Annotated in this window: 7 protein-coding genes; 6 read left to right on the top strand and 1 reads right to left on the bottom strand. The window is 65.9% G+C overall.

Going from position 1 to position 13,591, the window contains the following annotated elements; all coding sequences use genetic code 11:
• The first annotated feature begins 49 nt into the window (after window positions 1-49).
• The 4 genes from nadA (at window position 50) to GTP77_RS06150 (ending at window position 8,462) form a co-directional block, all read left to right on the top strand.
• Window positions 50-1,186 (top strand): quinolinate synthase NadA, encoded by a 1,137-nt coding sequence (gene nadA, locus GTP77_RS06135; RefSeq protein ID WP_161071289.1) that lies wholly within the window; start codon window positions 50-52, stop codon window positions 1,184-1,186.
• Window positions 1,183-2,061, top strand: a complete 879-nt coding sequence (gene nadC, locus GTP77_RS06140; RefSeq protein ID WP_161071290.1) for a carboxylating nicotinate-nucleotide diphosphorylase — start codon at window positions 1,183-1,185, stop codon at window positions 2,059-2,061. Before nadA ends, nadC begins: the two co-directional genes overlap by 4 nt.
• A 267-nt stretch (window positions 2,062-2,328) precedes the next feature.
• Entirely contained in the window at window positions 2,329-5,292 is a 2,964-nt protein-coding gene (locus tag GTP77_RS06145; RefSeq protein ID WP_161071291.1) for an EAL domain-containing protein, read from the top strand.
• 83 nt (window positions 5,293-5,375) lie between these two features.
• Entirely contained in the window at window positions 5,376-8,462 is a 3,087-nt protein-coding gene (locus GTP77_RS06150; RefSeq protein WP_161071292.1) for an EAL domain-containing protein, read from the top strand.
• 66 nt (window positions 8,463-8,528) lie between these two features.
• On the opposite strand, the gene GTP77_RS06155 is transcribed toward GTP77_RS06150, so the two are convergent.
• Complete coding sequence (locus GTP77_RS06155; RefSeq protein ID WP_161071293.1) at window positions 8,529-10,232, bottom strand: MFS transporter; 1,704 nt, start codon at window positions 10,230-10,232, stop codon at window positions 8,529-8,531.
• Window positions 10,233-10,455: 223 nt separating this feature from the next.
• On the opposite strand from GTP77_RS06155, the gene GTP77_RS06160 reads away from it, so the two are divergent.
• Window positions 10,456-11,634, top strand: a complete 1,179-nt coding sequence (locus GTP77_RS06160) for an acetyl-CoA C-acyltransferase (RefSeq protein WP_161071294.1) — start codon at window positions 10,456-10,458, stop codon at window positions 11,632-11,634.
• Between the two features lie 61 nt (window positions 11,635-11,695).
• The gene (locus GTP77_RS06165; RefSeq protein WP_161071295.1) at window positions 11,696-13,576 is read left to right on the top strand and encodes an acyl-CoA dehydrogenase; all 1,881 of its coding nucleotides are present in this window, start codon (window positions 11,696-11,698) and stop codon (window positions 13,574-13,576) included.
• Window positions 13,577-13,591: the final 15 nt, after the last annotated feature.

Genomic DNA, 13,591 nt, shown 5'->3' on the forward strand with positions numbered 1-13,591 from the left:
GTGCGATAGTGTCGTCATTGTCGCCATCACGTCATCACCTCTAAGTATCATGCAACAGACTCTAGCCATCAAGCCAGTCGAGTACGAGCACCCGCAACAAGGAACCAGCTGCGTCGCGCATGCCTGGGCGCGTACCCCGGCCACCCCCAGCGCCGACGAGCGCGCCGTCCTCAAAGAACGCATCAAGCGCCTGCTGAAAGAAAAGCAGGCGGTACTGGTAGCCCACTATTACGTGGACGCCGACCTGCAAGACCTGGCCGAGGAAACCGGCGGCTGCGTTTCCGATTCGCTGGAAATGGCCCGTTTCGGCCGCGACCACAGCGCCAAGACCCTGGTGGTCGCGGGCGTGCGCTTCATGGGCGAAACCGCCAAGATCCTCAGCCCCGAAAAGACCATCCTGATGCCGGACCTGGACGCGACCTGCTCGCTCGACCTGGGCTGCCCGGCCGACGAGTTCACCGCTTTCTGCGACCAGCACCCGGACCGCACCGTGGTGGTCTACGCCAACACCAGCGCTGCCGTGAAAGCGCGCGCCGACTGGATGGTGACGTCGTCGATCGGCCTGGACATCGTCAAGCACCTGCACGAGCAGGGCAAGAAAATCCTGTGGGCGCCGGACAAGCACCTGGGCTCCTACATCCAGAAGGAAACCGGCGCGGACATGCTGCTGTGGCAGGGCTCCTGCCTGGTGCACGACGAATTCAAGGGCGTGGAACTGGATCTGCTGAAAGCCGAATACCCGAACGCCAAGGTGCTGGTGCACCCCGAGTCGCCGGCCAATGTGGTGGCGCAGGCCGACGTTGTCGGCTCCACCTCGCAGATGATTGCCGCCGCCGTCAACATGGACGCGGACACTTTCATCGTCGCCACCGACAACGGCATCCTGCACAAGATGCGCCAGGCCGCTCCGGGCAAGACCTTCATCGAAGCGCCCACCGCCGGCAACAGCGCCACCTGCAAGAGCTGCGCGCATTGCCCGTGGATGGCCATGAACGGCCTGCAGAACCTGGCGGACGTGCTCGAGAATATGAAGAACGAAATCCATGTCGACCCCGCCGTCGGTGTGCAAGCCAAGCGCTCCATCGACCGCATGCTGGACTTCGCCGCAGCCAGGAAGGCCAAGGTCGCGCCAAGCGCCGATCTGGCGCAAGAGGCAAAACTGTTCCAGGGTATAGGTCCGGCATGAGTACTTTACGCAATCCCCACGCGCCGTTCGACGCGCCGTTGAAGGCGGCGTTTGAATCCAACCTGCTGGCCGCGCTGCTGGAAGACGTGGGCACCGGCGACCTGACCGGCATGCTGGTTCCCGCCGAAGGCCGCAGCACCGCCCGCGTGGTGGTGCGCGAAGACGCGGTGCTGTGCGGCGCGCCCTGGTTTGAAGGCGTGATGCTGGCCGTGGACGGCGGCATCAGCATTACCTGGCACTACGCCGAAGGCGACATGATGAAGGCGGACAGCGCGGTCTGCACGCTGGAAGGCCCGTCGCGCGCGCTGCTCACGGGCGAACGCGCGGCGCTCAACTTCCTGCAGCTGTTGTCCGGCGTGGCCACGGCCACGCGCCGCTACGCGCAAGTGGTGGAAGGCACCGGAGCCCGCGTGCTCGACACCCGCAAAACGCTGCCCGGCCTGCGCCTGGCGCAGAAGTACGCGGTGCGCGTGGGCGGCGGCGCCAACCAGCGCCTGGCCCTGTACGACGGCATCCTGATCAAGGAGAACCATATTGCGGCGGCGGGCGGCATCACCGCCGCGCTGGTGGAAGCCAAGCGCGTGGCCGCCAAAGCCGGCGCGGGCGTGACCATACAGGTGGAAGTGGAAAACCTGGCCGAGCTGGAAGAAGCCCTGGCGGCCGGCGCCACCTCGGTCCTGCTCGACAATTTCGACCTCGACATGATGCGCGCCGCAGTGAAGCTCAACGCGGGCCGCGCGCTGCTGGAAGGTTCGGGTGGCGTCAACCTGGACACGGTGCGCGGCATCGCCGAAACCGGCGTGGACCGCATCTCCATCGGCAGCCTGACCAAGGACGTGCGCGCCACGGACTACTCGCTGCGCATTATCGGCTAAGCCGGCATGGCAATGCGGCGCGTGCTTGTGCGCGCCGCGTTGCCATCTTCTTTTCCCGCCGCTGAAAACGCGGTACTATCACTCCGCAGTCCTTCCTGCCAGCCTGCCTGAACTACAGGAGATGCCGCATGAATACCCTGAGTGTTTGTCCTGAACACGGCCACGCGGGCGCAGCCCATGGCACTGCTCGCTAACTTCCACGCCCGCCTTGCCCGCCTCAGTCTGCGCGCCAGACTACAAACTGTCATCAGTTGTTTGGCTATCCCCATGCTAGCCTCGGCGCTGGTGGTGGTGCTGCTGCATTTGTATGCCGCATCCGCCTGGCACGCCTTTGCCGAACAGGATCAGCGTGCGCTGCAACTGGCATTGCGGAGCAGCGCCGCGTTGCCTGCGCTGGATGTGGCGGCCACGCGCCGCGCCACGCTGAGCGGCTTGCGCGCGCAGATGCGCGACATCGCCGGCGTTAGCGGAGATGAGAACGTGCGCAGCGCAGCACAGGCAGTCGCTTTGCTTACCTATGAATACGAGACCACCCGGGCTGCCCGCGCCGCCGCACCCCCACCGCTGGCTCCCTTGCTCGACGAGCTGGCAGTACAGGCTACGGGCGCGTCCGCGCAGGCGCATGCGCACGCCGTGCTTGCGGGACGGGTGGCGCTGCTGGCGATGGTGCTGCTGCCGGTGCTGGCGGCGGCGGGTGCGTTGGTGCTGGCCAGCGGCATTACGCGCAGCATAGACGGCACGCTGCGCGACTGCATCGCCTTCGCCGGCGAAATCGCGGCGGGCAATTTCAGCCACGGCAGCAGCCAGGCGCGACCAGCCGCCAGCGCGCGCCGCCTGGATGCGGACGCCGACAGCGCCAGCGAATTCGACATCCTGGTGCGCTCCATGAACCGCATCGCCGACGAAACCGTCACCGCCGCGGAGCGTACGGCCGCGCAGACCGCAAGGCTGGAGCGGGTGGAGCGCTCGTGGGCGCTGCTGTCCGCGTGCAGCAAGTCGCTGGCCAAAGCCGGCAGCGAGACGGAGCTGCTGAACGCCATCTGCGGGCATCTGGCGGAACTGGGCGGCTACCGCGTGGCCTGGGTGGGCTACGCATGTGACGACGAGGCCATGACCATAGAAGTCGCAGCGCATGCAGGCACCGATGCGGATTACGTGAACGGGTTGCAGCTGAGCTGGGGCGCGGACGTGCACAAGCAGGGCGGCTTCGGCACCGCCATCCACCAAGTGCGCACGGTGGCCACCAGCCAGCTCGCATCGGACCTGGTCTTCACATGCTGGCGCGAACTCACGCCGCCGCACGGCCTGGCGTCCGCGCTGGCGCTGCCGCTGATGAGCGATGGCGAAGGCGATGGTGAACGCACCGCGTTCGGCGTACTGGGCCTCTACTCCGAGCAGAGCGGCCCCGTGGAGGAAGAGGAGTTGCAGCTGCTGCACGACCTGGCGGACGATCTGGCCTTCGGCATCGTCAGCCGCCGCCAATCGGGGCAGCGCCAGCGCGCCGAGGCGCAGCTGGCGCGCCATGTCAATTACGACGACCTGACCGGCCTGGCCAAGCTGGAAACGCTGCAAGCACAGCTGCTGCAGCTGGCGGAACAAGCGCGCGCCGGCCGCAAGACGCTGGCGGCGCTGCACGTGGACCTGGACCGTTTCAAGGACGTCAACGACACGCTGGGCCGCGCGGTGGGCGACCAGGTGCTGGCGCAGGCCGCGCTGCGGCTGGTCCACTGCGCGGGTGAGGGGGCGGTACTGGCGCGTCCGGGTGCGGACGAATTCGTCATCCTGCTGCCGGGACTTGCCGCGCCGGGCGACGCTGCAAAGGCGGCCAGCCGCATGGCGGCGCAGCTGGCTGAACCGCTGGCCGCCGGACTGCTGCCTCCCGGCGCGCCGGCCATACGCCCGCTCGGCTCCATCGGCATCAGCCTGTATCCCGACGACAGCGCCGAGATAGGCGACCTGCTGCGCAACGCAGGCCTGGCCATGCAGGAAGCGAAGCGGCAGGGCGGCAATACCTGCCGCTACTATGCGCCCGAGCTGAACGCGCGCATGGCTTCGCGCTTCGTCATGGAGTCGGAGCTGAGCCGGGCGCTGGAACGCGGCGAGCTGTCCATGCACTATCAGCCGCAATGCAGCCTGCAGACCGGCGTGGTCGTGGGCGCCGAAGCGCTGATGCGCTGGAAGCACCCCACGCGCGGCATGGTGGCGCCGGGCGAATTCATCAAGCTGGCCGAGGAAACCGGGCTGGTGCTGCCGATAGGCGCGTGGGCCATCGAGAACGTATGCGGCCAGCTCAAGGCCTGGCGCGACGCGGGCGTGAAATCACCGCCAGTGGCCGTCAACTTGTCCGCGCGCCAGTTCCAGCAAGCGGGCCTGGTACAGACCGTGCGCAGGGCGCTGGAAAGCAGCGGCGTGGTGGGGCGCCAGCTGGTGCTGGAGTTGACCGAGAGCGCGGTGATGCAGGACGTGGAGGCGGCCATCGTCACGCTGCGCGAACTGAAAGAGCTGGGCGTGGGCATCGCGCTGGACGACTTCGGCACCGGCTATTCCTCGCTGAGCCACCTGAAGCGCTTCACCATCGACCATTTGAAGATAGACCATTCCTTCGTGCGCGACATCACCACGTCGCCGGACGACGCGGCCATTTGCAACGCGGTGATCGGGCTGGCGCACAATCTGCGCGTGCAGGTGGTGGCCGAGGGGGTGGAAACCGTGGAGCAGATGAACTACCTGCGGCGGCGCTACTGCGACAGCATGCAGGGCTACCTGTTCAGCAAAGCCGTGCCGGCCGGCGCTTACGCCCAGTTGCTGGCAAGCGGCAACAAGCTGGCCTTGCCGGATGCGGCGGAAACCCCGCCCACCTTGCTGCTGCTAGATGACGAACCGAATATCATCCGCTCGCTGAACCGCGCGCTGCGGCTGGATGGCTACAAGATCCTGGCCGCCACCAGCGCGTCCGATGCGCTCAAGCTGCTGGCCATGAGTCCGGTGCAGGTGGTGCTGTCGGACCACCGCATGCCTGAAATGACCGGCATTGAATTTCTTAGCCGCGTGAAGGACCTGTACCCGGACACCGTCCGCATTATCCTGTCCGGCTATGCCGACCTGGACTCCGTGATCGACGCCATCAACCGCGGCGCCGTCTACCGCTACTTCACCAAGCCCTGGGATGACGAGCAACTGCGAGACTGCGTCCAGCAGGCGTTTCGCCACCAGCAGCTACTGGCGGCCTGAACTCTCCGCCCGAAGATAATCTTTCCATATGGCAAATTTCGGACTACTATGTTCTTAACTATTAGAACATGGGAGATGTCGAAATGTCACTGCTCGCGGAGTTTGACAGCCGCCTCGCGCGGCTAAGCCTGCACAGCAGGCTGTGGGCCGTTGTTGCCAGTTTGGCCATGCCCATGCTGGCCGCTGCGCTGCTGGCCGGTTTTGTCCACCTGTACGCGGTGCACGCCTGGCGCGCCTACAGCGGCCAGGAACAGTACGCGGTGCAGCTGGCGCACAAGGCGGGCGCGGATCTGCGCCTGCTGGACGCTCCCGCCACGCGGGCGGCGGCGTTGCTGGCCCTGCGCGCGCAGATGCGCGACGTGGCCGGTCTGAGCGGAGAATCGAGCGTGCGCCGGGCGGCGCAGGCCGTCACCGCCAGCAGCTATGAATACGAGGAAAAGGCCAAGGCCGGCGCGGCGCCGCAAGCTGCAAACACGCTGGCTCCGCTGCTCGACACGCTGAGCACCCGCGCCGCCGACGCGTCCGAACGCGCCCGCGAACGCGCGTCGCAGCTGGCCTTGACCGCACTGGTGGCCATGTTCCTGCTGCCGGCGCTGGCCACCGGCGCTGGCATCCTGGTGGCGCGGCGCTTCACCCACAGCATAGACGGCACGCTGCGCGACTGCATCGCCTTCGCCGGCGCCATCGCCTCCGAAAACTTCAGCCACGGCGGCAGCCACGCACGTGCCGGCGCCCGCGCCAAGCGGCTGGACGCGGACGCGGACAGCGCCAGCGAATTCGACATCCTGGTGCGTTCCATGAACCGCATCGCCGACGAAACCAGCATCGCGGCCAAGCGCCACGCCGATAACAACGCCCGCCTGCGCCGCCTGGAGCGCGCCTGGGCGCTGCTGTCGGCCTGCTGGCAGTCCCAGTTGCGGGCGCAGGACGAGAAGGAACTGCTGGCCGCGGTGTGCGCCCATTTGTGCGAACACGGCGGCTACCGCGCGGCCTGGGTGGGCTATGCGCGTCAGGACGAGAAATTCAGTGTCGAAGTCGCCGCGCATGGCGGCACGGACGCGAACTATGTGCACAAGCTGGCGCTGAGCTGGGGCGAGGAAGTCCACGAGCAGGGCGGCTTCGGAACGGCCATCCACCAGAACCGCACCATGACGACCAATCAGCTGGTCACCGACCTGGTGTTCAATGCGGCCGACCGCCCGGCCGTGCCGCACGGGCTGCTGGCCGCCGCAGCCTTGCCTTTGCGTACCGATCCGGAATCGGCGCCGTTCGGCGTGCTGGGCATCTATTCCGTGCACGCGGAAAGCTTCGACGACGAGGAACTCAAGCTGCTGCAAACCCTGGCGGACGACCTGGTGCTGGGCATAGGCCGCACCAAGCTGCATGCCCAGTGCGTGGCCGTGGCCGCAGCCGCCGAAGCGGAGGCCGAAGAGCGGGCTGCGCATCCCGTCTATTTCGACGACCTGACCGGGCTGGCCACGCTGGCGACCTTGCAGCGCAAGGTTGCGCCGCTGGCCGCGCAAGCCGCCGCAGCGCACCGCAAGCTGGGCGCGCTGCATGTGAACCTGGACAGCTTTGACATGATCAACGAAAAGCTGGGCCGGGAAGTGGCGGACCAGGTGCTGGTCCAGGCAGCGCTGCGGCTGGCGCAAGCAGCCGGCGAGAAGGCCGTGCTGGCGCGCCCCGGCGCGGACGAATTCATCGTGCTTCTGCCATGCTTGGTGTCGGCGGCGCACGCGGGCAAGATCGCGGCGCGCGTGGCCGCCGCGCTGGCCCAGCCGGTGGACGCCAGCCTGCTGCCGCCGGACACGCCGCTGCTCAAGCTGATGTGCTCCACCGGCATCGGCCTGTATCCCGACGACACCGGCGACGGCGACGATGGCGGTCCTTTGCTGGCGCATGCGGCGGAGGCCATGCAGCAAGCCAAGCAGCAAGGCGGCAATACCTACCGCTATTACGCCACCGCGCTCAATGCGCAGGTGGCGCAGCGCGGCGCCATGGAGCTGGAGCTTGGCCGCGCGCTGGAGCGCCGCGAGCTGCTGCTGTACTACCAGCCGCAAGCGAGCCTGGCGCACGGCGGCGTGACTTGCGCCGAGGCGATGCTGCGCTGGCAGCATCCGCAGCGCGGCGTGCTGGCGCCTCAGGACTTTATCCGGCAGGCCGAGGAGACCGGGCTGGTGCTGCCATTCGGCGCCTGGGCCATAGAGCGGGCGTGCAGGCAGCTGAAGGAATGGGCGGACCAGGGCTTGCATATGCCGCCGGTGGCGGTCAACCTGTCGGCCAGCCAGTTCTCGCTGCCCGGACTGGCCGACACTGTGCGGCATGCGCTGGAGAGCAGCGGCGTGCCCGCCGCTTCGCTGGTGCTGGAAGTGGGCGAGCAAGGCCTGATGCACAATCCGGACGCTGCGGCCGCCACGCTGCGGCAGTTGAAGGAGCTGGGTGTGGGCCTGGTGCTGGACGATTTCGGCAGCAGCCAGGCTTCGCTGTATTGCCTGAAAGAGTTCCCCTTTGACCGCTTGAAGTTGGACCCGGCGCTGGTGCACGAACTGGGCGTCTCGCCCGGTGCGGCCGTGCTGTGCGGCGCGATTGTGTCGATGGCGCATACGCTGGGTGGGAAGGTGCTGGCGGACGGCGTGGAGACGGAAGCCCAGCTCCACAGCCTGCAGCAGCGCCATTGCGACGCGGTGCAGGGCGCGCTGTTCAGCAAGGCCCTGCCGGCCGAGGGCTATGCGGCGCTGCTCGCCTCCGGCAAGAAGCTGCCGGTGACGGCCAAGGCGACGCAGGCGCCGGAGCCCAGCGCCGTCACGCACACCTTGCTGCTGGTGGATGCGGAAGCGGCCACGCTGCGCGCGCTGAACCGCGTGCTGAAGGGCGACGGCAGCAAGATCCTGGCCGCGTCCAGCGGCGCGGATGCGCTGGCGCTGCTGGAAATTAATCCCGTGCAGGCGGTGGTGTGCGGCGAGCGCCTGTCCGATATGAGCGGCGTGGACTTCCTCGCCCAAGCGGCGGAGCAGCGTCCCGGCGCCGAGCGCATCCTGCTGACCGGCGACGACAGCTACGCGGCGGCGCTGGACGCCCTGAACAGCGGCGCGGCACGGCGCATCTTCCCCAAGCCCTGGAGCGACGCGCAGCTGCGCGACTGCGTCTATCAGCCGCTGCTGCAGGTATAAAAAAACCGCCCGGAAGGGCGGCTGGAAGGAACGCTGGCGGGGCGCTTGCCCCGCCGTACCGGGGAATCAGTCGGCGGCGTAGATGTCGTTGTGGATGGTCTCTTTCACGAACAGGGCGCCGATGACTGCGGTGATCAGCGCGATCACAATCGGATACCACAGGCCGTAGTAGATGTCGCCCTTGAAGGCCACCAGCGCGAACGAGATGGTAGGCAGTAGGCCGCCGAACCAGCCGTTGCCGATATGGTATGGCAGCGACATCGAGGTGTAGCGGATGCGGGTTGGGAACATCTCCACCAGCATGGCGGCGATCGGGCCGTACACCATGGTCACATACAGCACCAGGATGAACAGGATCAGTACCATCATCGGTTTGTTCATCTGGGCTTCGTCAGCCTTGGCTGGGTAGCCTGCGGCCTTGATCGCGCCGGCGACTTCCTTCTTCAGAGCCGCTTCGGTGTCCTTGCTGGCCTTGTCGAAGTTCAGGCCGTCAGGCGTCATGGTGGCGTTGAAGGCGCTGATTTCCTTGTCGCCCACCTTGATTTTGGCAACCGTGCCTGGCGCAGCTTCCACAGTGGTGTAAGCAACCGAAGCGCTGGACAGCATGCCGGTGGCGATGTCGCACGAGGATGGGAATTTCTTGGTGCCGGTAGGGTTGAACTGGAAGTGGCAGGAAGCTGGATCAGCCACCACCACCACTGGCGAGTTTTTCAGTGCGGCTTCCAGTGCAGGGTTGCCGTAGTGGGTCAGCGCGCCGAACAGCGGGAAGTAGGTTGCAGCAGCAATCACGCAGCCGCCCAGGATGATCCATTTGCGGCCGATCTTATCCGACAGCATGCCGAAGAAGATGAAGAACGGAGTTGCCAGCGCCAGCGACAGCGCGGTCATGATGTTGGCGTTGGGGCCGTCGATCTTCAGCACCTGGGTCATGAAGAACAGGGCGTAGAACTGGCCGGTGTACCAGACCACTGCCTGGCCCATGGTCAGGCCGACCAGCGCCAGGATCACCACTTTCAGGTTGCGCCATTGGCCGAAAGCTTCGCTCAGCGGGGCCTTGGAGGTTTTGCCTTCCGCTTTCATCTTGGCGAAGGCTGGCGATTCATTCATGGACAGGCGGATCCACACCGAGACGCCGAGCAGCAGCACGGAGACCAGGAAGGGAATGCGCCAGCCCCAGGCGTTGAAGGCTTCTTCGCCGGTGGCGGTGCGGGTGCCCAGGATCACCAGCAGGGACAGGAACAGACCCAGGGTGGCCGTGGTCTGGATCCATGCGGTGAAGGAGCCGCGCTTGCCTTCCGGCGCATGTTCCGCGACGTAGGTGGCTGCGCCGCCGTACTCGCCGCCCAGCGCCAGGCCCTGCAGGATGCGCAGCGTGACCAGGATGATGGGGGCGGCGATGCCGATGGCGGCATAGCCCGGCAGCAGGCCGACAATGAAGGTGGACGCACCCATGATCAGGATGGTGACCAGGAAGGTGTATTTGCGGCCGATCATGTCACCCAGGCGGCCGAACACCAGCGCGCCGAAGGGGCGCACGATGAAGCCGGCGGCGAAGGCCAGCAGGGCGAAAATGAAGGTGGTGGTAGGATCGCCGATAAAGAACTGCTTGGCGATGATGGATGCGAGCGAGCCGTACAGATAAAAGTCGTACCACTCGAATACGGTGCCCAGCGAGGACGCGAAGATGACTTTCTTTTCTTCCGCCGTCATGGGCGATACTTTGCCGCCCGTGTTGCGCAAGCCGTTGGCGGTGCCGGATGCTGTTGCCATGATTTGTCTCCATATAATTATTGAACCCGAAAGCCAATTCGTTGTTACTTCATTAGCTTGGATGCACTATGGACGCTTAACCTTACGTCATGCTTGCTTGAAACTTACGGCAAGCTTACAAGTGAGCAGGGCTGGAAAAGCACGCTGGAAAATTTGCGAACGACCGTACTAAAATATGATATTCTGGGTAAATCGACTATAAACATCTCACCAGGAGACAAAGATGACTGATGCCGTGATCGTTTCGACCGCCCGTACTGGCCTGGCCAAATCGTGGAAGGGCGCTTTCAACATGACGCACGGCGCCACGCTGGGCGGCCACGCCCTGCAGGCGGCCATTGCGCGCGCCAATATCGAGGCGGGCGAAGTGGAGGACGTGCTGATCGGCTGTGCCAATCCGGAAGGCGCCACCGGTGGCAATATCGCGCGCCAGATTGCGCTGCGCGCCGGTTGCCCTGTGACCACCGCCGGCATGACCATCAACCGCTTCTGCTCGTCCGGCCTGCAGACCATCGCCACCGCAGCGCAGTCCATCATTGCCGGCCAGGGCGACATCTTTGCCGCCGGCGGCGTGGAATCGATCTCCTGCGTGCAGCAGGAAATGAATCTGCATATGTACAAGGAAGTCTGGCTGTCGCAGAACAAGCCGGAAATCTACTGGAGCATGCTGCAAACCGCTGAAACCGTGGCCAAGCGCTACGGCATCAGCAAGGAGCGCCAGGACGAATACGGCGTGCAAAGCCAGCAGCGCGCCGCCGCAGCCCAGGCGGCAGGCCTGTTCAATGCCGAAATCGTGCCGATGACCACGGTCATGGGCGTGGCCGACAAGGCCAGCGGCATGCTGCTGAGCCGTGAAGTGACCATCTCGGCGGACGAAGGCATCCGCGCCGACACGACGCTGGAAGCCGTGTCCAAGATCCGCACCGCCATGCCGGGCGGCGTGATCACCGCCGGCAACGCCAGCCAGTTCTCGGACGGCGCCTCGGTCGCCATCGTGATGAATGCGAAAGTGGCGGAAGCCAAGGGCCTGCAGCCACTGGGCATCTTCCGCGGCTTCGCCGTGGCCGGCTGCGAGCCGGATGAAATGGGCATCGGCCCCGTGTTCGCCATACCCAAGCTGCTTAAGCAGGCCGGCCTGAAGGTGGAAGACATCGGCCTGTGGGAGCTGAACGAAGCCTTTGCCGTGCAGGTGCTGTACTGCGCCGACAAGCTGGGCATCCCGATGGAGCGCCTGAACGTGAACGGCGGCGCCATCGCCGTGGGCCATCCTTACGGCGTGTCAGGCGCCCGCCTGACCGGCCACGCGCTGATCGAAGGCAAGCGCCGTGGCGTGAAATACGTGGTGGTGACCATGTGCATCGGCGGCGGCCAAGGCGCTGCGGGCCTGTTCGAAGTCGTATAAAGCAGCAAGCACGGGCGCTCGGAGAAGCGCCCGTTTCATAATTAGATTCCTGAGACTACCTATGCAATCCAAACTCCTGTCGCGGCGCGACATCGATTTCCTATTGTATGAATGGCTGGACGTGGAGGCGCTGAACCAGCGCCCGCGCTTCCAGGACCACAGCCGCGAGACCTTCAACGCGGCCATCGATACGGCCGAGCAGATCGCCACCGACCTGTTTGCGCCCCATAACAAAAAGAGCGACCTGCAGGAGCCGCACGCGGTGCCGGGCGAGCATTGCCTGGAAGTGAAGATCATCCCCGAGGTGAAGGCCGCGCTGGACGCCTATGTGGGCGCCGGCCTGCTGGCGGCGGGCCAGGACTATGAGCTTGGCGGCATGCAGCTGCCGGTCACGGTGGAGAAGGTGCTGGCCGCTTACTTCACGGCGGCCAATGTCTCGACCACGTCCTATCTCTTCCTCACCATAGGCAATGCCAACACGCTGCTGAAGACCGGTACGCCGGAGCAGGTGCGCCGCTACGTGCGGCCGATGTTCGAGGGGCGCTTCTTCGGCACCATGTGCTTGTCCGAGCCGCAGGCCGGTTCCAGCCTGTCCGACATCACCACCCGCGCGGACGCGGACCCGGTGCAAGGCCTGGATGGCGAGCGCCAGTACCGGCTGAGCGGCAACAAGATGTGGATCTCGGCCGGCGAGCACGATTTGGCGGGCAATATCGTCCACCTGGTGCTGGCCAAGATCCCCGGCGCGGACGGCAAGCTGATCCCGGGCGTCAAAGGCATCTCGCTGTTCATCGTGCCCAAGTTCCTGGTCAACGAAGACGGCACGCTGGGCGAGCGCAACGACGTGGTGCTGGCGGGCCTGAACCACAAGATGGGCAACCGCGGCACCAGCAACTGCCTGCTCAACTTCGGCGAGGGCAAGTTCAAGCCGCAGGGAAAGGGCGGCGCCATCGGCTACCTGGTCGGTAATCCGCACCAGGGCCTGGCCAATATGTTCCACATGATGAACGAGGCGCGTATCGGCGTGGGCGCGGGTGCTGCGGTGCTGGGCTATACCGGCTACCTGCACTCGCTGGACTACGCGCGCAACCGTCCGCAAGGCCGCCACCCGGCCGCCAAGGATCCGGCGCAGCCGCAGCTGCCCATCATGGCGCACACCGACGTGCGCCGCATGCTGCTGGCGCAGAAGGCCTACAGCGAAGGCGCACTGGCGCTGGTGCTGTACAGCTCCCGCCTGGTGGACGAGCAGCAGACCGCCGCCACGCCGGAAGCGCGCGAACATGCGGGGCGGCTGCTGGACTTCCTCACGCCCATTACCAAATCCTGGCCTTCGCAATGGTGCGTGGAGGCCAACAGCCTGGCGATACAGGTGCACGGCGGCTACGGCTACACCCGCGAATACAATGTGGAGCAGTTCTACCGCGACAACCGCCTGAACGCCATCCACGAAGGCACGCACGGCATCCACGGCCTGGATCTGCTGGGCCGCAAGGTGGCTATGCAGGACGGTGCGCTGTTCAAGGCCCTCGCCGGCCAGGTGCGCAAGACCGTGGACCGCGCCGCGTCGGCCAATCCGCAGCACGCGCTGTCCGCCGAGCTGCGCGTGCAGGCGGACGCGCTGGCCGCTGCGCTGCGCCGCATCACCCACGTTACGCAGGCGCTGTACGCGGCGGGCGATATGAACAAGACGCTGGCCAACGCCAGCACCTATCTGGAAGCGATGGGCCATATCGTGGTGGCGTGGATGTGGCTGGAGCAGGCCGTGGTGGCCGCTGGCGCGCTGGCTGCAGGGGCGGCGGGCGATGATGCCAACTTCTACCAGGGCAAGCTGCAAGCCTGCCGCTACTTCTTCCGCTGGGAGCTGCCCAAGGTGCAGCAGCAGCTCGAGCTGCTGGAAAGCATAGACACAACCACGCTGGACATGCAGGATGCGTGGTTCTAACTAAAACGACTAAAT

This window comes from Pseudoduganella aquatica (genome assembly GCF_009857595.1).
Lineage (GTDB): Bacteria > Pseudomonadota > Gammaproteobacteria > Burkholderiales > Burkholderiaceae_D > Rugamonas > Rugamonas aquatica_A.